Raw genomic sequence first — 18,877 nt, 5'->3', positions numbered from 1 at the left:
GCTCCAGAACGGAAGGGCGAGCATCAAGACATCAAGTGCGGCGAGCGACAACTGCCATTCGGAATGGGCGGCCTTGCGGCGCTCACGGCAGGCGGACATGTCGGCAAGACCAGCGGAGACCGGTCTCCTGCCGCGCGATCTCGACAAGATTGAACCCGGCGGGCCCGTCGCCGTGTCGGCCGGTCGCGGAGGCAGACGGCGCGCCGATTTGCGTGATCGTCCGCCCCTCGCGGACGATCTCCACGCGGCAGGCCTCATGCAGATGCCCATGGAACAGGAGAGAGCACTCTCTCCGGCTCATCAGGTCGATCAGCGCCTCACCATCGCGCAGCCGCTTGAGCCAGGACAACTTCGGCGTGTGGGGCGGATGGTGGACGGCGATGACCGGCAGGTGGCGGCTGCGATCGATGCCGGCGAGCAGGACATCCAGCCGCTCGAGCTGCGCGGCCCCGAGTTCGCCCTCCGCCGAGAACAGCCAGGTCGGCGTGCCCGAGCACAAGGTGACGATGGCGGCTTCGCCGACAAGGTCCAGACGGGGAAAGCTGTCGCGGAGATCGCGCCCGCTGCCGGCCGGCAGCCAGTCTGCCATGAGCGCTCGCGCCCGCACCTCACCGTCTCGGGTGTAGAGGTCGTGGTTGCCGGGCGCCCAGGTGACGCGATCGGCCGGCCCCAGCAGGGCCAGAGCCTCAGCGGCGACACGCCATTCGCTATCGAGCCCCAGCTCGACGAGATCGCCGGTCATCAGCGTGAAGTCGGGCTTCGCGGCCATCGCCTCGGCGGCCGCCTTGAGCCAGAGCGCATTGTCGTGCTGGCCTGGCTGGCGCGCCCAGTTGATCCAGCCAAGCACCGGCTTCAGCGCGAGAGGGCCGGGCACCGGAAAGGGTACCGGCCCCAAATGCAGGTCGGAGATATGGGCAATCAGGGTCACATCGACGACTCAAGCGGCATCATCGGAGGAAAGCCGCGCCACCCTCGCGATGCAACCGATCCCTTCAGCTCAGCACCTGCATGTCGCCGCAGATCGACAGCGCCTGGCCCGAGATGGTGCGGCCGCGCGGCGAACAGAGGAACAGGATCTGGTCGGCGAGCTGGCGGGCGGTGACGAAGGTCTTGAGCGAGGTATAGGTGACGGCCTGGTCCGACATCTCGCGGAACGAGATGCCGCGCGCCTGGGCTTTGGCCTCCAGCACACGGCGGATGCGGTCGCCCTCGACCAGGCCCGGCTGAATGGCGTTGCAGCGGATGCCGAACTCGCCAAGCTCGATGGCCAGCGACTTGGTGAAGCCGACCACCGCCCATTTCGCCGCCGAATAGGGCGAGCGCAGCGCGAAGCCGAAGCGTCCAGCCACCGAGGACAGGTTGATGATGGAGGCGTTGTCGCTCTGCTTCAGGTGCGGCACGGCAAGCCTGACGCAGTTGAACTGGCTGGTGATGCAGATCTCGAGGCAGCGGTCCCAGTCTTCCGGGTTGATCTCCTCGACCCGGCCGGTCGGCCCGGCAATGCCGGCATTGTTGACGAGAACATCGAGGCCGCCGAGCCGCTCCAGCGCGATGTCGAACAGCGCCTTCACTTCGGCACGGTTGGAGACGTCGCAGGGCGTGCAGCTGATCTCCGGGTCGGTGCGGGCAAGCTCCGACATCGCCTCGCGGTCGACATCGCAGACATGGACCTTGGCGCCCTCCTCGACGAAGGCGCGGGCGATTTCGAGGCCGATGCCGTTGGCGCCAGCCGTGACCAGCACGCGCAGGCCCTTGATGCCGAGATCCATGGTCGTCTCCCTCAGGTCTTGTCGGCGGCGCCTTCAGACAGGCCGCCCTTGGCTAGGATGAAGTCGGCCGCGCCAGCGATGTCGCCGGCAATCGCCGCGCGTGTCGCCGGGCCATCGCCGCGCCGGATGGCGGCCAGCGCATCGGCATGGAACCGGACCGCGCCACCGGTCGCGAGGCGCTCGGGATTGGCGCGCAGGTCGAGATTGATCACCGGGCCGACTTTCAGCCAGAGACCGCCGACGATCTCCATCAGGGTCGACAGGCCGGTCGCGGCATAGACGGCGAAATGGAATTCCTTGTTGAGGCGGACCGCCTCGGCGAGATCCGGCGCCGGCGCATGGGACAGGTCGCGGAAGGCACGCTCGGCCGCCGCGATCCGCTCGATATCATCGGGGCCCGCCAAAGCGGCCGCGCGCTCCGCAGCGAAGCCCTCGATCTCGACACGTACCGTGGTGAGCTCGCGGAACTGCGCGGCATCAAGGATCGGCACCCGCACGGCGCGGTTCGGCGTCACTTCCAGCGCCCGGTCGGCGACCAGCCGGCTGACGGCTTCGCGCACCGGCATGATGCTGACGCCCAGAATTTCAGCAGTCGCGCGCAACGACAGCTTCTCGCCCGGCGCGAGCCGGCCGGACATCAAAAGCTCGCGCATGTGCCCGTAAACGCGGTCGCCGAGCGTCAAACGCTCGATGGGGCCAATCGTGGTGAGGGCTTCGGCAAGGCTCATGGCAAAGGGCACGCAACGGAAGGGCTGGACAAAGCCGCGCCTTTGATCAACCATATCTGTGATCACAGATCACGGCAAGCCAAAGGCGCCGTGGGCGAGGAGCGGCCAACGCTCCCGCCGTCATTAGGGACCGACCAAGGAGACGTCGCCATGTCGCAAGGCAAATTCCCGTTCGACCAGAGCCTGAACCGCCGCACCCTGCTGAAGGCCTCCGCAGGCGCGGCGGCGCTTGGCACGCTGGGCGCACCCGCCATCAGCTATGCGCAGTCGGAAGCCATCAAGTTCGGCCATATCACGCCGCGCACGGGGTTCCTCGGCCCGCTCGGCGAATATGCCGTGCAGGCGATCCAGCTCGCTGCGGAAGAAATCAATGCCGCCGGCGGCATCAATGGCCGCAAGGTCGAGCTCGTCATGGACGACAGCCCGAACCCGCAGCAGGCCTCCGCCAAGGCCGAGCGCCTCGTGCAGCGTGACAAGGTCGCCGCCATCATCGGCGAGATCTCGTCGGCCTCCGCCCTCGCCATTGCCCAGGTGGTTCAGCGCGAGAAGGTGCTGTTCATCAACACGGGCGCCAATTCCGATGCGCTCCGCGGCTCGGACTGCCAGAAATTCATGTTCCACATCGAGGCGCAGAACTCGATGTATGTGAAGGCCGTGGGTCGCTCGCTGGTGCGCGACGGCCTGGTCACTGGCAAGAAATGGTATTCGCTGACGGCCGACTATGCTTTCGGCCATGACCTGCTCAATGTCGCCAAGCGCTTCATGAGCGGCGCCAACGCCAACCATGCCGGCGACGACCTGATCCCGACCGACCTCAACGACTTCTCGCCCTTCATGCTGAAGATCCGCGCGGCCCGTCCGGACGTGGTGATCCTCAATCTGGCGGGCACCCAGATCACCAACTTCCTCAAGCAATATGCCGAATTCGGCCTGAACTTCCCGGTCGCCGGTTTCGGCTTCGATACCGCGCTCGCCTGGGGCGCCGGTCCCGGCAACTTCGGCGGCATCTGGCCGGTGGTCTGGCATCACCTGATCGACACGCCGAACACCAAGAAGTTCGTGCAGGCCTTCACCGCTAAGTACCGCCGCCCGCCGGAGAACCAGGCGTGGGGCGACTATTGCTCGCTGAAGGTGATCGCCCAGTCGATGACGGAAACGAAGTCGATCGAGCCGGCCAAGATCGTCGAGCATTTCGAGAAGGGCGCGAAATTCGACCTTCTGAAGACCCGCGAGGGCTATTTCCGCGCCCGCGACCACCAGATGATGATGGAGATGTATGCCATCACCGCCCTGCCCCAGGCGCAGGTGAAGAACCAGTGGGACATCTTCTCGTCGTCGCCGGCAGTGCCGGGTCCGAACGAGAGCCTGGAGGCGATCGCCGCCACCGAGGCGGAGAACTCCTGCACGTTCAAGGCGTGACGTACTGATCGAGCAGGCGGGATGGTCGAAAAGGCCGTTCCGCCGGCTCGCCGCCTCGTCTCTCCGGCGGCGCTCCGCAGCGCTGCCGGAACTCGCTCTGCACATCGCGTTATCCCCGGCCGACTGAGCGCAAGCGAAGGAGGGGAAGGGGATCCAGACTTCCTTGTTTCGCCGAGCGGTAGAATTCCTGGACCCCCTTCCCTCGCCTTTCAGGCTCGCCGGGGGTGACAGTTCCGCACATGACGGAAGCGGCCTTCTGATCGACGAAGGCCGCTTGGACTGACCCTCCCCACCGAAAGCCCCGCCCCTTGTTCGATTTCATCCCGCTCCTGTCCCAGATCCTCAACGGCCTGCTGGTCGGCGCGTATTACCTGATGATCGCGCTCGGGCTGTCGATGATCTTCTCGCTCGGCGGCATCGTGAACCTGGCGCATGGCGCCTTCTATGCCATCGGCGCCTATCTTGCTGTGACGCTTGCCCCGCAGATCGGCTTTGGCGGCGCCATGGTGGTCTCGCCGCTCGCGGTAGCCCTGATCGGCATGGTGGTGGAGCGCTACCTGCTCCGGCGCTTCTACAATGCCGACCCGATCCTTGGCCTCCTGCTCACCTTCGGCCTTGCCATGGTGGCAGAACAGAGCCTGCGCATCCTCTATGGCGCGGCCCCGGTGCCCTTTTCCATACCGCAGGCGCTGCGCGGCCAGGTGTTCATCGGCGACTTCATCTATTCGCGCTACCGGCTGATGATCCTCACCATTGCGGTAGCTTGTGTTGCCGGCCTCTGGCTGCTGCTGACCAAGACCGCTTTCGGCAAGGTTGTGCGGGCGGGCGTGCAGAACCCCGACATGGTCGGCGCGCTCGGCATTTCCCTGAAGCCCTATATGACCGCGGTCGTGATGATCGGTGTGGGGCTTGCGGCCCTTGCAGGCGTGCTGGTGGCCCCCATTGCAGGCGTCCATCCGGCCATGGGCCAGGAGGTCATCACCTTCGCCTTCGTCGTGGTGGTGATCGGCGGCCTCGGCTCGTTCTGGGGCGTGGTGGCGGCAGCCGCCATCGTCGGCATGACGCGCGGCGTTGCCGCCCATTTCTATCCGGCTGCGACGGAGGCCTCCGTCTACCTGCTCATGGTGCTCGTCCTCTTGCTCAGGCCCCGCGGCCTGTTCGGCGAGCGCATTCAGAAATTCGAGTGATCCCGATGCCAGCGGAACTCCGCCCCCTCCTCGCCGCCCTGGCAGCGCTGGTCGTCCTGCCCTTCGCGATGCTGGCGATCGGCCTGACGCTGACGTCCGCCACCGACGTGGTGATCTACGCCATCGCCGCCATGGCGCTGAACATCCTGGTCGGCCATACCGGCCTCGTCTCGTTCGGCCATGGCTGCTTCTTCGGGCTTGGCGCCTATGCGATGGTTCTGGCGCAACGTCATCTCTTCCCGGCGCAATTCCTGCTGCCGGCTCTGTTCGCTGTCGGATTCGTCGCCGTGACCTCGGCGCTGGCGGGCCTGCTGATCCTCAGGCGTCGCGGCGTCTATTTCTCGCTGCTGACGCTGGCGCTGACCGCCATGCTCTACACCGTGTCGTTCCGCTGGACGGAGCTGACCGGCGGCGAGAACGGTCTTGGCGGCGTGGTCCGCCCGGTCTGGCCGGGGCTCGACTTCAACAATGGCTGGCTGTTCTACGCGCTGGTTGCGATCATCGGCTTCGCCATCGTGCTGGTGCTTGCCCGCTTCCACCGCTCGCCGATCGGCACGGTGCTGGTGGCGATCCGCGAGAACGAGGTGCGTGCCCGCTTCGTCGGTTATGACACCGACCGCTACAAGCTGATCGCCTTCACCATTTCGGCGACGCTGACCGGCCTTGCCGGCGTGCTGTCGGCCTTCCACCACCGCTTCACCTCGGCCGATCCGATCGCCATCCAGTTCTCCGGGGAATTGCTGGCCATGGTGGTGATTGGCGGCATGCGCTCGTTCCTCGGGCCGGCGCTGGGCGCGCTGTTCTTCATGCTGTTCCGCGAGTACCTCTCGCTGTTCACCTCAAGCTGGCTCCTGTTCTTCGGCCTCCTGTTCGTCGGCTTCATCGTGTTCTCGCCGACCGGCCTCGTCGGTGTGGCGGAACGCGTGATGCGGCCGTTCCGAAAGGTTGAAGAGACAGACGCGGCCATGTCGGCCAGGCGCGTCGAAGCCGTTGGTCCCGTGCCGCCGGAATTCATCCGCGAGGGCAAGGCGGACGGGCCGGTGCTGGTGTCCGACGGCATCGTCAAGAGCTTCGGCGGCATCCGCGCGGTGCGCGGCGTCTCCTTCCAGGTGCAGGACCGCACGCTCCACGCACTGATCGGCCCGAACGGCGCGGGCAAGACCACGGCGTTTAACCTGATCTCCGGCATGTTCGCGCCCGACAAGGGCTCGGTGCGGCTCGACGGCCGTGAGGTCGGCGGCCTCTCACCCCAGGCGATCACGGCGGCGGGTATCGGGCGCTCGTTCCAGATCACCAACCTGTTCCCGGCGCTGACCATCGAGGAAAACGTGCGCCTCGCGATCCAGGCGCGCCATTCCGGCCGGTTCGGCATCTGGGCGGAGGCGACGGCGCTTCCCGGCATCCAGGCCGACACCACCACGCTGATGCGCTATCTCGGCCTTGCCGGCATCGAGAAGGCGGAGGCGGGTTCGCTGTCCTATGGCGGCCAGCGGCTGGTCGACATGGCACTGGCGCTGGCGACGAGGCCGCGCGTGCTGCTGCTCGACGAGCCGCTGGCGGGCCTCGCGGCCGCCGAGCGCAAGCGCGTCGGCGACATCATCAAGACGATCTCCGGCGACATCCCGGTCCTGCTGGTCGAGCACGACATCGACCGGGTGTTCCAGCTCGCCGACCATGTGACCGTGATGAATGACGGCGAGGTGCTGATTGACGGCTCGGTGGAGGAAGCGCGCTCGTCCGATCGCGTGCAGGCGGTTTATCTCGGGTCCGGCACCCACGCGATCACCGCGAAGGTGCGGGCCTCTGCCGCCACCGAAGAACCGCTGCTCACCCTCGACAAGGTCAACACGTTCTACGGCAAGAGCCACATCCTCAACGATGTCTCGATCGCCATGCGCGAGGGCGAGATCATAGCGCTCCTGGGGCGCAATGGCGCGGGTAAGTCGACCGTGCTCAAGACCATCACCGGCATCGCGCCGCCCGCCACCGGCACAGTGACGCTCGCCGGCGAAACCTTGTCGGGCCTGGCACCGGACCGCATCGCCCGGCTCGGCATCGGCTATGTGCCGCAGGGCCGCGGCCTGTTTGCCGGCATGTCGGTGAAGGACAATCTGATGCTCGGCCGTCTCAAGCGGCTGACCGGTGCTGGCCGGCACTGGGACGAAGATCGCGTGCTCGACTTCTTCCCGCGGCTGAAGGAGCGCTGGTCGACGCCGGCAGACTTCCTCTCGGGCGGCGAACAGCAGATGGTGGCGGTTGCCCGGGCTCTCGTCGGTGATACCCGCGTGCTGCTGCTCGACGAGCCTTTCGAGGGTCTGTCGCCGGCGATTACCGAGGAATTGTTCGAGGCCTTCGACAAGCTCCGCCACGAGGTGGCGATTGTGCTGGTCGACCATCATCTCGATCTTGCGCTGGCTCTGTCGGACCGCACGATCGCGCTGGAGCGCGGGACGGTGACCTGGACTGGAGCGTCCAAGGACCTGCGCGACGACCAGGATCTCCGGCGCAAGGTGCTGTGGCTGTGACGATCAACGACCTCAATCCGAGCGAGGAATGACATGCCGAAAGTTGCCATTGTCGGATCGGGCCTGATCGGCCGCGCCTGGGCGACCGTCTTTGCAAGCCATGGCTGGAAGACCGCGCTCTATGACCCCGCCCCCGGCCAGGGCGAGGCAGCGAAGGCGCATATAACGAAGAACTTGAAGGAGCTGGCAGCGCTTGGCCTGGTCAAGGATGCCAAGGCTTCTGCCGCCAATCTGATCGTGCCGAAGGATCTGGCGGATGCCCTGAAGGGCTGCGCCTTCGTGCAGGAAAACGGTCCGGAAACGGTGGAGGCGAAGATCGCCATCCATACGGAGATCGACACGCTTGCCCCGCCCTCGGCCATCGTCGTGTCCTCGACCTCGTTCCTGTTCGCCTCGCTCTGGGCCAAGAGCCTGAAGCATCGCAACCGGGTTTTTGTCGCCCACCCGGTCAACCCGCCGCATCTCGTGCCGATCGTCGAACTCTGCCCCTCGCCCTGGACCGATCCGAAAATGGTCGAGAAGGCGCGCGCGATCTACGAGAAGGTCGGCCAGGTGCCGATCACCGTGAAGAAGGAGGTCGATGGCTTCGTGCTGAACCGCCTGCAGGCGGTGTTGATGGCGGAAGCCTTCGATCTGGTCGGCTCCGGCGTGGTCAGCCCGGAGGATCTCGACAAGACGATCCGCGATGGCCTTGGCCTCCGCTGGTCGTTCATGGGGCCGTTCGAGACCATCGAGCTCAACGCGCCCGCCGGCATTCCCGACTACAACACGCGCTATGGCCCGAGCCTGACCAAGCTCACCGGCCGCGATGTGTTCACGAAGAAGAACCAGAAGGCGATCATGGCCGAGTGGCCCGGCGAGCAGACACCGGAACGCATAGCCCGCCTGTCGAAATGGCGTGACGGCCGTTTGGCGGCCTTGAAGGCTCACAAGCAAAAGGCGAAGAAGAAGCCAGACTGATCAAGCGATCAGGCCTGCTGCCGCATCGCCGTTTCATACCGCTCCAAGGAGACGCCCCATGGCGAAGTCGAAGAAAGTCATCATCACCTGCGCCATCACGGGCTCGATCCATACGCCCACCATGTCGGAATATCTGCCGATCACCGCCCAGCAGATCGCCGAGAACGCCATTGCGGCGGCGGAAGCCGGTGCGGCGATTGTCCATCTTCACGCCCGCGACCCCAAGGATGGCCGACCCGACCAGTCGATCGAGGCCTATGAGCCGTTCCTGAAGGTGATCAAGCAGCGCTCCAACGTGGCGGTGAACATCACGTCGGGCGGCGCCATGACCATGACGGTGGAGGAGCGGGTGAAGCCTGCCGCCCACTACGCGCCGGAAGTCGCGAGCCTCAACATGGGCACAATGAATTTCGGCCTCTACCCGATGCTCGATCGCTACAAGGACTTCAAATATGACTGGGAGCGCACCTATCTCGAGGGTTCGCGCTCCGGCATGTTCAAGAACACGCTGGCCGATATCGAATATATCCTGACGACCTGCGCCAATAACGGCACCCGCTTCGAGGTGGAGTGCTACGATATCGGCCATCTCTACACGCTGCGCCACTTCGCCGACCGCGGCATCATCAAGCCGCCGTTCTTCATCCAGTCGGTGTTCGGCATTCTCGGCGGCATCGGTGGTCACTATGAGGACGTGGTGATGATGAAGCGCACCGCCGACCGGTTGTTCGGGGACGAGTACCGCTGGTCGGTTCTCGGCGCCGGGCGCAACCAGATGCCGATCGCCGCCATGTCGCTCGCCATGGGCGGCAATGTCCGCGTGGGTCTCGAGGATTCGCTGTGGCTGGGTGCCGGCCGTCTCGCCAAGAACAATGCCGAGCAGGTGACCAAGGTGCGCCAGATCATCGAGGGCCTGGGCCTGGAGGTCGCGACCCCCGACGAGGCGCGCGAGATCCTGCAGCTGAAGGGCGGCGACAAGGTCAATTTCTGACGGGAAGGACAAGGCTCGCGAGCCTTCCGCGGTCTCTTCGGAATTCGTCATGCCCGCCCCTGTGGCGGGTATCCACGCCTTACTCCGTAGCCGACCGACAAGACGTGGATGGCAGGCACAAGGCCTGCCATGACGGTGGTTAGGTCGCACGCAAACGACAAAGGGCGCAGCCATGGCCGCGCCCTTTTCGTATCTGGCGATCTTTTGCGCCTCAGGCGTAGTGCGCCCTCAGCGCCTCGAACTTCGCGATCTGCTCCGGCAGCATTTCGCGCGCCGCATCACGCCGCACGAAGATCTTGAACATGGCCTCGCCGGCCTCGTTGTAGAACTGGATCGACATGGAACGGCGGCCGTGGAACTTGCGGTCCACGAAGCAGATCTCCTTGCAGTTCGACGCCTTGATGTGACCGCCGATCGGGCTGTCGCCATGGACGTTGAACCAGCCGTGCCCCGCCGTGCCGGGAACCAGCTTGCCGTGGCATTCCAGCACGATGTCCGGCGTGTTGACGATGAACAGGATCTCGCCCCAGCCGGTGACATCAGTCCAGATCGCCTCGAAGGCATCCGCGGGAGCCGCAACGCTTTCACCGGGCGGCAGCATGGCGAGCACGTCGCGCGGGGCGACGCCGTTCTCGCGCGCGACATTCTCGATCACGCCGTCGGGCTTGGCGGCGAGCGCTGCACGCGCCGCCGCCAGCCGGTCGTCGATCGCAATGACCTGAGCTGTCATGCCCGGATCACTCGGCTGCGACCGAGGGGACCGACCGATTGTCGTCGATCAGAATTGCCTCGAAGCCCTCGAATTCCGGATGGCCCATGGAGGTGGGCTTGGCCTGCGGCTGGCCGGCGCGGGCGTGCGACTTGCGGAACTGCTCGGACTGGGTCCAGGCGGTGAAATTCTCCTTCGTGTCCCAGACGGTGTGGGACGCGTAAAGCGTGTGGTCTTCCTTCTCCGGGCCCTTCAGCAGAGAGAACTCGATGAAGCCCTTGAGCTCGTTCAGATAGGACTGGCGGGTGCGCCAGATGGTCTCGAAATCGGCTTCCGCGCCCTTGATGACTTTGAAGCGGTTCATGGCGATGTACATGACGTTCTTCCTTGGTTGGTAGTTCAGGTCAGCGCAGACTGTAATTGATGCCGGCGGTGAAGCTCATGGACGCCGGGCCCCCCGCCGGCATGGGTGGAAAGGGTTGGGCGCGCCGCAGCATGGCGATCGTCGCCTGGTCGAGGATGGCGGCACCCGACGAGCCGGCAAGCGAGGAAGCGGTGACCTGGCCGCCGCGCGACAGCGTGAAGGCAATGGCCGCGCGGCCGGTGATGCCGCGGTCGCGGGCCTGATTGGGATAGACCTTGAACCGCGCGAGATGGGCGAGCACCTGGGCGCGCCATGACGCGACTGCCGATGCGCTGGCGGCGCCGCCGGTTGCCCCCTGCCCGTTCGAGGCCTGGCTGTTCTGCTGGCCGGTACCTTCGCCACGCGGCGCGCTGGCGGCCCGGCTCGGTGCCGGCGCTTCGCGGCGGCTGGCGCGTTCCGGCGAAGGCGTGGCCGCCACCTGGCGGGTCGGGCGGACCTGCTGGCGGGTCGTCGGCGCCTCGCGGCGGGTTGGCGGGCGGCGGGTCTGGACAGGCTGCGGGGTGGCGACCGGCTGGGGCGTCTCGCGCGGCGGGGTATGCGGCTGGACAACTGGGGGCACGGGCTGCTGCGGTGTCACCATGGCAAGCACCGGGCTAGGCGCCTCGGTCTCCACGCGCTGTTCGGGCTGAGGGAGCGGCGGAGGCGGCGTGTCCTGAACCGCGACCACCGGTGGCGGCGGTACCGGCTCGGTGGTGATCGCCAGCATCTCTGGCGCTGGCGGCGGCGGAGGAATGTCGAGGACCGTCTGGGCTGACGTCACCGGATCGGGCTGGGCGACGGGCGGCTCATCGCCTGGCTTGGCTGCGGGATCGGCCTCTTCAACCCTCGGCGTCTCGACCGGCGGCGCCTCGACATTGCGCTGTTCGGCGCTGGCATTGGGCGTGTCGGTGTCCTCGCGGCCGGAGGCCTGATCCTGAACAGCGGCGGCACCAGGCAAGCCCGCAACGACCTCGACGGCAACGCTGTCATCGGCGGTGGCGGAAGCGGGCGGCTCGGAAAGCCCCAGATAGAGCGCGGCAGCAGCCGCCGCGATATGCAGGAACAGGCTTGCGGCCAGTCCCAGCGTGATGCGACGGGCGCGCAGCGGAACCGGGCAGGCCAGCTCCCGATCCGCAGTTTCGACGGGGGGCACATCGATCGAAACGGGATCGGAAGCTGGCACCGAGGGAATCGGTGCCTCTGCGTCCAGTGCCAGATGGTCACGGCGGGCGCAGAGCAGGATGGCCGCCTTGATGGCCTCGATATCGGGGGAAGCGCCGGGACCGGCCAGCTGGTTGGCTGGCGCGGGGATCAGGATTGGCTCGAGCCGCCGGCACGCGCCGGACGATGGGACGCTTGCGGCCTCCCAGGTCTCGTCACGTCGCAGGGCGGCGGCTCGGGCCATGATGTCAGAACTTCGCGGACAGGCTCACCGAGGCCGAGCGGCCAGGTGCGCGGAACAGTTCGAGATTGGCGTTGTTGGCGGCGAGACCCATCACGTCGACAGCGTTGAAATAGCTGGCGTTGAAGATGTTCAGGACCTGCGCCCTGACCGTGATGTTCTTGTTGATCTCATAGCTGCCGAGGATGTCGAAGGTCGCGTAGGCACCCGGCTTGAACACGGTGGACGAGCTGACGAGAGTCTTCGACAACGCGCCACGGGCACGGCCCTCGACCATCCATCCGTTCGGGTCGGTGTAGCGGATGCTGGCCGTGCCGGTCAGCGGATCGACCGTATCGAGGGCAGCACCCGTAGTCTGGTCGGTCCCGCGCGCATAGGCCATGGCGCCCAGCACCGACCATTCCGGCGTGACACGCCATTCGCCCCTGGCCTCGAAGCCCCAGATCTTCACCGAAGACAGGTTCTGATACTGGAACTGGGTGAGACCTCCCACCGAGGTGCCGACCGTCACCGTGTTGATGAAGTCGTGATAGAGATTGTAGAAGCCGGCGAGCTGGAAGCTCGACCCGTTGCTGAACCGGCCACGCAGACCCGCCTCGAAGCCATCGCTGGTTTCAGGACGCAGGTTGAAGTTCGGCAGGATCTCGTAGAACTGGGCCGTGTTGGTATAGGCAAAATTCGCGTTGTCGTAGGGCGGCGCGCGGAAGCCGCGCGAATATTGACCGAACACGCGGAAATTCTCGGTCAGATCATAGGTGAGACCGAATTTCGGCGAGACGGCAAACGACGTCTTGTCGCCAATCGTGTAGCCGGCGCTGTTGCTGCTGTAGAAGGCGGCGTCCGGCCGCGGCGACAGGTGATAATAGTCGAAGCGGATCGCCGGGATGAACCGGAAGGCGCCCCACGAGATCGTATCCTGGAGATAGGCCGCCGCCTGGGTGGTCGCCGTGTCCGGGAAGTTCTTGTTCGGGAACGTGTCACCGGCAACCGTGCTGGTGATGAAGGCGCCCGTCGTCGCGTTATATTCGGCGCGGTAGCGCGGGCGCGACGTCTGGGTGAAGTCGGCGCTGGCGCCATAGACGAAATGGTGCTCAAGGCCGGCGAACTGGCGCCTGGCCGAGAACTGCACATCGCCGCCGAAGATGGTCTGGCGGAAGTCGAAATCCGACCTGCGGATGCGGTTGGTCGACGTGCGCAGCTGGTCCTGGTGTTCCTGCCGGTCGAGATTGGTGAAGTAGACCATGGTCTTCACCTCGTCGGCGATGCGCCAGGCGAGCTGCTGCGTCCAGTCGAGGCTGACCCGGAAGCGGTGATTGGTGTCATTGGCCGTCGACGAGCCGACCGCCGAGGACAGGTCGGTGCGCATGTTGGTGTTGGTTGCGCGCCACAGAAGCTCCGTGGTCAGGCGCCAGCGACCCGAATCCGGCGTCTCGTAGACCAGCTTCGAGAGAATGTTGTTCTGCTGGTAATTCTGCGGGTTTGGCGACCGACCGCGCGCGTTGATGCCGACCTCGTGGCCATCGCGGCGGGTGTACTGGAACAGGAACTCGAAGGCGCCCTTCCGGGCCGCGCCCGTGAAGGTTTCCGAGAACGAGTTGTCGATGCCGCTATAGGAGAGCTTGGTGCCGGCATACCAGTCGCGGCCGACCTCGCGGAGGTAGTCGCCCGGATCCTTGGTCACGAAGGAGACGACGCCGCCAATGGCGTCCGAGCCATAGAGCGCGGAGGCCGGACCGCGGATGATCTCCACCCGCTTCAGGCTGTCGTAGTCGAGGAAATCGCGGGTGTAGAGGCCGGCGCCCGCATTGGAGCCCGGATAGTCCGGCACGCGGACACCATCGACCTCGAGGCGCACGCGGTTGTCGCCGATGCCGCGAATGTAGAAATTGCCGGCGCCGGCTCGAGTAGGCGAATTCGACACCGAGATGCCCGGCTCTGTGCGCGGGATATCGCGCGGGCCCTGGATCTGCTGGCGATCGATCTCGCGGTCGGTGATGACGGTCACCGTGCCGGTCGAATTGTAGATGGTCGACGGCGTGCGCTCCGCCGACACCGTGATCTCGTCAACCGCGGAGGCAACCCCGGTCGCTGTCGGAGTGGCGACAGGCGGCGGCGTCTGCGCATGCGCGCCAGCCATCGTTGCCGCCAGAACCAGGAGAGAAACCGACGCCATCAAAGGGGCGCGAAACGAGAGAAGAGCCATGGGACACCGCAAGCCTGAAATGACATCTGGGCTGGCTGGCTGACGCGGGTGGCGTCCGGCTGGCTGGCATTTTTGGCGCCCTCTGCACTCTGCGAGGCGCACTTGACGCTTCCTACTTATGCTGACAAGGAATGTCAACAATACGACGCAAAACCCCACATTTGAATAATTCCAGTCGGTTAGCGTCGATTGTTATTGTTCTAAACTAGGTGATCCCCATGATATCGGCCCCTCCCCCCAGGCCTCGCGACACGACCTTTGGCCGAAGCACTCCGGACGCGATGCAGCTCTCCCCAGACATACCGACGGTTGAACTGACCAGCCTGCTGGGCGGCGGCCGCGAGGCCGTGATCCTTCACAATGGCGAGCGCTACCGCCTGCGCGTGACCGCCAACGACAAGCTGATCCTGACAAAATGACCGCTGTCCCAGTCCTCACCCGCCGGCACCTTCTCGCCGCTGCCGCAACGCTTGCCGCGCCCCTCCCGGCCCTGGCCGCCGACGAACAGCGCATCGTCGCGGCCGGTGGCGTCATCACCGAGATCCTCTATGCGCTCGGCCTCGGCGACCGGCTGGTCGGCGTCGATTCGACCAGCCTCTTCCCGGCCGACGCCCTGAAGGACAAGCCGAATGTCGGCTATGTCCGCCAGCTGTCTGCCGAAGGCATCCTGTCGCTCCGGCCGAGCCTGGTGATTGCCGTCGAGGGCGCTGGCCCGCCGGATGCGCTGAAGCTCGTGGCGGAAGCCGGCGTGAAGGTCGAGCGGCTCGCCGAAGACCTCAGCGAGCAGGGCATCGTCCAGCGTATCCGCGCCGTCGGCAGGCTTGCCGGTGCCGGCGATCGTGCAGAGGCGCTCGGCAATGCCGTGGAGGCCCATTTCGCCGCGCTCAAGCTGGAGCGCGACCGGATCGCCTCACGCAAGCGCATCCTGTTCGTGCTGTCGCTCCAGAACGGCCGCGCCACTGTGGGTGGCCGCAATTCGAGCGCCGACGCGATCATCCGGCTCGCCGGTGGCATCAATGCCGCCGACAATGTCGAAGGCTACAAGCCGATGACCGACGAGGGAATCATCGCGGCAGCGCCCGACGTGGTGCTGGTCATGGCGCGCGGCGGCGATCATGCGCTGTCGGCGGCCGATGTGTTCCGCCTGCCCGCGTTCTCGGCAACACCAGCAGCGGCCGCGGCCAAGCTGGTGGCGATGGACCCGCTCTATCTGCTGGGCTTCGGCCCGCGCACGCCGGAGGCGGCCCGCGACCTGATGGTCGCCGTCCGATGAGTTCGGTTGCCCCCTTGGCGGAACCAGCCGTCTCGGCTGTCGCGGTGCTGTTTGCCGAGCGGCGCCGGCGTGTCGGACTGGCGGTGGTGGTCCTGGCGCTCATGCTCGCGGCGCTGGCCGTCATGGCGCTGGGCACGGGAGCGGTGCGCATTCCGCCATCGCGGGTGCTGGCCGTGCTGAGCGGCTGGGTGACCGGCGATCCCGCGACGGCGGGCAGCCGCGAGGCGCTGGTGATTCTCGGGATACGCCTGCCCCGGCTGGTGCTGGGCTGCCTGATCGGGGCGGCGCTCGCTGTCTCCGGCACCCTGATGCAGGGCCTGTTCCGCAATCCTTTGGCCGATCCGGGCCTTGTCGGCGTCTCCGCCGGTGCGGCGCTGGCGGCTGCGGCGACCATCGTTCTCGGCGAACGGCTGTTTGCCGCCTTTGGCGCGGTGATGCCCTTCGCCATGCTGCCGCTGGGCGCCTTTCTCGGCGGCCTTGCCTCGACGCTGGTGCTCTATGCGATCGCGACGCGGCAGGGCCGCACGTCGGTTGCGATCCTGCTGCTGGCGGGCGTGGCGCTCGGCGCCTTTACTGGTGCGCTGACCGGCCTGCTCGCCTTCATCAGCGACGACCGGCAATTGCGCGATCTCACCTTCTGGTCGCTCGGTTCCCTCGGCGGCGCAAGCTGGACCAAGATCGCCATCGTCGCGCCGCTGGTCCTGCCGGTGCTGCTGGCGGTGCCGCTCTTGGCGCGCGGGCTGAACGCGCTGTTGCTCGGCGAGGCCGAAGCCTTCCATCTCGGTGTGCCGGTGCAGCGGGTCAAGACGGCCGCGATCATCATGGTGGCGACGGCGGTTGGCGCGAGCGTGGCGGCGGCCGGGGTCATCGGTTTCGTCGGCATCCTGGTGCCGCATCTGCTCCGGCTCCTGTTCGGGCCGGACCATCGCATCCTGCTGCCGCTCGCAAGCCTGCTCGGCGCGACGCTGCTGACCGGCGCCGACCTCTTGGCGCGCACGGTTGCCGCCCCCGCCGAGCTACCGATCGGCATTCTCACTGCCGCGATCGGCGCACCGTTCTTCCTCTGGCTGCTGCTGCGCCGCGACCGGACCATCGACGCATGAGCCCCGTTCTCGAAGCCCGCAATGTCGGCGTCTCCTTCGGCCGTCACAAGACAGTCGACCAGGTGTCACTCACCGTTGATCCAGGCGAATTGCTGGTGGTCGTCGGGCCGAATGGCGCAGGCAAGACCACGCTCACCCGGCTGCTGACCGGCGAACTCGTGCCAAGCGAGGGCGAGGTGCTGCTGGACGGAGGGCCGCTCGGCGCCGTGCCCGGCTGGCAGCTTGCCGCGAAGCGGGCCGTGATGGCGCAGGCGAACCGCCTCGCCTTCCCCTTCGGGGTCGCCGAAGTGGTGCGCATCGGCATCGACAGTGTCGGGCGAGCGCTTCCCCGCGCCGACCGCGACAGGCTGATCGCGGAGGCCCTGGCGGCCGCCGATGTCACCCATCTCGCCGCGCGCAGCTATCAGCATCTGTCGGGTGGCGAGCAGCAGCGGGTGCAGTTCGCCCGCACCTATGCCCAGCTCACCGCGGGGCGGCGCTTCGGCGACCGGCAGGTGCTGTTTCTCGATGAGCCGGTGGCGAGCCTCGATCTCGCCCACCAGATAGCGCTGATGGAAAGTGCTGCGGCCTTGGCCTCATCCGGCGTCGCGGTGATCGCGGTTCTGCATGATCTCAACCTCGCCGCGACCTTCGCCGACCGCATCCTGGTCATGCATGGGGGCAAGGCCGCCGCGATCGGGCGGCCATCGGAGGTGATCACGCGGTCGCTGGTGGCGGAGATTTTCGGCGTGGATCTGGCCCGCGAAGCGCTGGTCCCCGGCGAGTTGCCGGTGGTGCTGCCTCAGAACTATGCGCGCATCCGCGAGCGCGGCGCCGCCTGAGGGGCGCTGCCGCCGATCCCGTTCGGCTCGATCTCGGCGAGCGTCGTCTCCTCCAGCGGCTGGAAGAAGCCGCGATGGGCGCGGAACATCAGCTTGGCGACGGGATCGCTGGACTGGTCGGCCGAGAGGAAATTGACCGGGCAGTCCTTCGGCTCGAAGGCGCGGACGATTTCGGCGACCTTCAGGTCATGGGCCGGGCGAACCAGCCGCAACCCGCCATAACGCCCGCGTTCGGCTTCCAGGAGGCCAGCGCGGGCCAAGGCATGGGCCGTCTTCTGCACGTTGAGGAAGGTGATGCCGGTTGCCTCCGACAGGTCGGCGGCCTTCACCGCATTCGGCCAGCGGGCGGACAATTCGGCCATCAGCCGGATGGCATCGAGCGTGCGTTGGTTCAACCACATGGACGCAGCTCTAACTGATTGGCGTCATTGCCGTAAGGGCCAAATCGACGCAATCCTCGGGTTGCGATCAGGTGGACAGTGCGCGAGCGGCCTCGATGGCGAGCGGCGCGAAGCGCTTGCGGAAATCCTCCGGCGCCCATTCGCTGAGCGAGCCGGCGATATGGACGGCCCCGACCGGATTGCCCGGGCCGCTGGTGATGGCGGCGGCCAGAACGAGTTCGCCGATCAGCGCCTCTTCGAGCGCGAAGGCATAGCCCTCGCGGCGGGCTTCGTGGATCTTCTCCCAGATCCTGGCCGGATCGGTCTCAGTCTTCTGCGTCATCGGCTTGAGAACAGAACGGGCGAGGAGGTCGTCCACCTCGGCATCGGGAAGATGGGCGAGGCAGGCCCGCCCGCCGGATGCAAAGAAGGTGGGCAGGCGGCGCCCGGCAAGCGTTGCATAGAAGGTCTCGCGCTTGCTCTGCAGGCGGATAGCATAGACGATGGTCAGATCGTCGAAGAGGCTGAGATCGACGCGCTCCGACGACAATTTGCGCAGATCCATCAGCACCGGCGTTGCCCGTTCGATCAGCGGGTGCGAGCGCAGGAAGTCGAAGGAGCGGTCGAGCATGCGCCGGCCGAGCACCAGGCCGCCCGCTTCGGCACGCTCCAGATAGCCGCGGCTCAGCAAGGTTTGGCTGATCCGCTGGGCCGCGCTCTTGTTGATTCCCGCCGCGGTGGCGATCTCGCCGAGCGACTTGGCCTTCGGGCTTGAGGAAAACGCCTCGAGCACATCCAACGCTCGGGCGACCGACTGCAGGAACAGCCGGTCGTCGACGGAGTTGGCACGGTCGTTTCTCGGATTGGTCACTGAAAGCTCGTCCCTGGCGCAGGTGCCGCCCTTCCCGCAACCGGCGGCACAGCGACAATGGCGACAAGCTTACATTGATATTCAATACGCCCGTATCGCGAACAAATACGTAGTGATCCGAGGGGTGAGATCA

Annotated in this window: 18 protein-coding genes; 9 read left to right on the top strand and 9 right to left on the bottom strand. The window is 66.4% G+C overall.

The window, feature by feature from the left end; all coding sequences use genetic code 11:
- Positions 1–82: 82 nt before the first annotated feature.
- The 3 genes from E8L99_RS14840 to E8L99_RS14830 all read right to left on the bottom strand — a co-directional run bounded on the left by E8L99_RS14840 (position 83) and on the right by E8L99_RS14830 (position 2,551).
- Positions 83–928: a metallophosphoesterase family protein gene (locus E8L99_RS14840; RefSeq protein ID WP_137100273.1), complete on the bottom strand. Its 846-nt coding sequence runs from the start codon at positions 926–928 to the stop codon at positions 83–85.
- A 64-nt stretch (positions 929–992) separates the two neighbouring features.
- Positions 993–1,769 carry an SDR family oxidoreductase gene (locus E8L99_RS14835; protein ID WP_137100272.1) on the bottom strand — a complete coding sequence of 259 codons (777 nt, stop codon included), beginning with the start codon at positions 1,767–1,769 and terminating at the stop codon, positions 993–995.
- 11 nt (positions 1,770–1,780) lie between these two features.
- A complete protein-coding gene (locus E8L99_RS14830; protein WP_315862540.1) occupies positions 1,781–2,551 on the bottom strand; it encodes a GntR family transcriptional regulator in 771 nt (256 codons plus the stop codon).
- A 96-nt stretch (positions 2,552–2,647) separates the two neighbouring features.
- Between E8L99_RS14830 and E8L99_RS14825 the strand changes: the two genes are divergently transcribed.
- From E8L99_RS14825 to E8L99_RS14805, 5 genes are all read left to right on the top strand, one after another.
- Positions 2,648–3,916 (top strand): ABC transporter substrate-binding protein, encoded by a 1,269-nt coding sequence (locus E8L99_RS14825; protein WP_137100270.1) that lies wholly within the window; start codon positions 2,648–2,650, stop codon positions 3,914–3,916.
- A gap of 308 nt (positions 3,917–4,224) precedes the next feature.
- The gene (locus E8L99_RS14820; protein ID WP_137100269.1) at positions 4,225–5,103 is read left to right on the top strand and encodes a branched-chain amino acid ABC transporter permease; all 879 of its coding nucleotides are present in this window, start codon (positions 4,225–4,227) and stop codon (positions 5,101–5,103) included.
- 5 nt (positions 5,104–5,108) lie between these two features.
- Positions 5,109–7,628 (top strand): branched-chain amino acid ABC transporter ATP-binding protein/permease, encoded by a 2,520-nt coding sequence (locus E8L99_RS14815; protein WP_137100268.1) that lies wholly within the window; start codon positions 5,109–5,111, stop codon positions 7,626–7,628.
- 33 nt (positions 7,629–7,661) lie between these two features.
- The gene (locus E8L99_RS14810; RefSeq protein WP_137100267.1) at positions 7,662–8,588 is read left to right on the top strand and encodes a 3-hydroxyacyl-CoA dehydrogenase; all 927 of its coding nucleotides are present in this window, start codon (positions 7,662–7,664) and stop codon (positions 8,586–8,588) included.
- A gap of 58 nt (positions 8,589–8,646) precedes the next feature.
- Positions 8,647–9,579, top strand: a complete 933-nt coding sequence (locus E8L99_RS14805) for a BKACE family enzyme (protein ID WP_137100266.1) — start codon at positions 8,647–8,649, stop codon at positions 9,577–9,579.
- A 211-nt stretch (positions 9,580–9,790) separates the two neighbouring features.
- On the opposite strand, the gene hutX is transcribed toward E8L99_RS14805, so the two are convergent.
- Genes hutX through E8L99_RS14785 form a run of 4 tightly spaced genes read right to left on the bottom strand, consistent with a single transcriptional unit; the run spans position 9,791 to position 14,266 of the window.
- A complete protein-coding gene (gene hutX, locus E8L99_RS14800; protein WP_137100265.1) occupies positions 9,791–10,309 on the bottom strand; it encodes a heme utilization cystosolic carrier protein HutX in 519 nt (172 codons plus the stop codon).
- 7 nt (positions 10,310–10,316) lie between these two features.
- Complete coding sequence (locus E8L99_RS14795; RefSeq protein WP_137100264.1) at positions 10,317–10,664, bottom strand: antibiotic biosynthesis monooxygenase family protein; 348 nt, start codon at positions 10,662–10,664, stop codon at positions 10,317–10,319.
- Between the two features lie 28 nt (positions 10,665–10,692).
- Positions 10,693–12,096 carry an energy transducer TonB family protein gene (locus E8L99_RS14790; protein WP_137100263.1) on the bottom strand — a complete coding sequence of 468 codons (1,404 nt, stop codon included), beginning with the start codon at positions 12,094–12,096 and terminating at the stop codon, positions 10,693–10,695.
- A 4-nt stretch (positions 12,097–12,100) separates the two neighbouring features.
- Positions 12,101–14,266, bottom strand: coding sequence for a TonB-dependent hemoglobin/transferrin/lactoferrin family receptor (locus tag E8L99_RS14785; protein WP_168201690.1), 2,166 nt, complete (start codon positions 14,264–14,266; stop codon positions 12,101–12,103).
- A 311-nt stretch (positions 14,267–14,577) separates the two neighbouring features.
- On the opposite strand from E8L99_RS14785, the gene hemP reads away from it, so the two are divergent.
- The 4 genes from hemP to E8L99_RS14765 are packed head-to-tail and all read left to right on the top strand — an operon-like array spanning position 14,578 to position 17,493.
- Complete coding sequence (gene hemP, locus E8L99_RS14780) at positions 14,578–14,715, top strand: hemin uptake protein HemP (protein WP_210421768.1); 138 nt, start codon at positions 14,578–14,580, stop codon at positions 14,713–14,715.
- Complete coding sequence (locus E8L99_RS14775) at positions 14,712–15,569, top strand: heme/hemin ABC transporter substrate-binding protein (RefSeq protein WP_137100260.1); 858 nt, start codon at positions 14,712–14,714, stop codon at positions 15,567–15,569. Before hemP ends, E8L99_RS14775 begins: the two co-directional genes overlap by 4 nt.
- On the top strand, positions 15,566–16,672 hold the full coding sequence (locus E8L99_RS14770; RefSeq protein ID WP_137100259.1) for a FecCD family ABC transporter permease: 1,107 nt from the start codon (positions 15,566–15,568) through the stop codon (positions 16,670–16,672). Before E8L99_RS14775 ends, E8L99_RS14770 begins: the two co-directional genes overlap by 4 nt.
- Positions 16,669–17,493 (top strand): heme ABC transporter ATP-binding protein, encoded by an 825-nt coding sequence (locus E8L99_RS14765; protein WP_137100258.1) that lies wholly within the window; start codon positions 16,669–16,671, stop codon positions 17,491–17,493. Before E8L99_RS14770 ends, E8L99_RS14765 begins: the two co-directional genes overlap by 4 nt.
- Here E8L99_RS14765 and E8L99_RS14760 read toward each other — a convergent pair.
- The gene (locus tag E8L99_RS14760; protein WP_137100257.1) at positions 17,460–17,894 is read right to left on the bottom strand and encodes an RrF2 family transcriptional regulator; all 435 of its coding nucleotides are present in this window, start codon (positions 17,892–17,894) and stop codon (positions 17,460–17,462) included. The genes E8L99_RS14765 and E8L99_RS14760 overlap by 34 nt on opposite strands.
- A gap of 67 nt (positions 17,895–17,961) precedes the next feature.
- Positions 17,962–18,744 (bottom strand): IclR family transcriptional regulator, encoded by a 783-nt coding sequence (locus E8L99_RS14755; RefSeq protein ID WP_137100256.1) that lies wholly within the window; start codon positions 18,742–18,744, stop codon positions 17,962–17,964.
- Positions 18,745–18,877: the final 133 nt, after the last annotated feature.

The sequence above is a fragment of the Phreatobacter aquaticus genome (genome assembly GCF_005160265.1).
Lineage (GTDB): Bacteria > Pseudomonadota > Alphaproteobacteria > Rhizobiales > Phreatobacteraceae > Phreatobacter > Phreatobacter aquaticus.
Note: the sequence above shows the minus strand (reverse complement) of the source record. Positions and strands in the feature narration are given on the sequence as shown.

Coding starts and splice junctions, on each gene's coding strand:
- E8L99_RS14775 (WP_137100260.1), top strand. CDS start 14,712: ATGACCGCTGTCCCAGTCCTCACCCGCCGGCACCTTCTCGCCGCTGCC.
- E8L99_RS14835 (WP_137100272.1), bottom strand. CDS start 1,769: ATGGATCTCGGCATCAAGGGCCTGCGCGTGCTGGTCACGGCTGGCGCC.
- E8L99_RS14825 (WP_137100270.1), top strand. CDS start 2,648: ATGTCGCAAGGCAAATTCCCGTTCGACCAGAGCCTGAACCGCCGCACC.
- E8L99_RS14810 (WP_137100267.1), top strand. CDS start 7,662: ATGCCGAAAGTTGCCATTGTCGGATCGGGCCTGATCGGCCGCGCCTGG.
- E8L99_RS14795 (WP_137100264.1), bottom strand. CDS start 10,664: ATGTACATCGCCATGAACCGCTTCAAAGTCATCAAGGGCGCGGAAGCC.
- E8L99_RS14785 (WP_168201690.1), bottom strand. CDS start 14,266: ATGGCGTCGGTTTCTCTCCTGGTTCTGGCGGCAACGATGGCTGGCGCG.
- E8L99_RS14830 (WP_315862540.1), bottom strand. CDS start 2,551: ATGGTTGATCAAAGGCGCGGCTTTGTCCAGCCCTTCCGTTGCGTGCCC.
- E8L99_RS14760 (WP_137100257.1), bottom strand. CDS start 17,894: ATGTGGTTGAACCAACGCACGCTCGATGCCATCCGGCTGATGGCCGAA.
- hutX (WP_137100265.1), bottom strand. CDS start 10,309: ATGACAGCTCAGGTCATTGCGATCGACGACCGGCTGGCGGCGGCGCGT.
- E8L99_RS14790 (WP_137100263.1), bottom strand. CDS start 12,096: ATGGCCCGAGCCGCCGCCCTGCGACGTGACGAGACCTGGGAGGCCGCA.
- E8L99_RS14805 (WP_137100266.1), top strand. CDS start 8,647: ATGGCGAAGTCGAAGAAAGTCATCATCACCTGCGCCATCACGGGCTCG.
- hemP (WP_210421768.1), top strand. CDS start 14,578: ATGCAGCTCTCCCCAGACATACCGACGGTTGAACTGACCAGCCTGCTG.
- E8L99_RS14815 (WP_137100268.1), top strand. CDS start 5,109: ATGCCAGCGGAACTCCGCCCCCTCCTCGCCGCCCTGGCAGCGCTGGTC.
- E8L99_RS14765 (WP_137100258.1), top strand. CDS start 16,669: ATGAGCCCCGTTCTCGAAGCCCGCAATGTCGGCGTCTCCTTCGGCCGT.
- E8L99_RS14770 (WP_137100259.1), top strand. CDS start 15,566: ATGAGTTCGGTTGCCCCCTTGGCGGAACCAGCCGTCTCGGCTGTCGCG.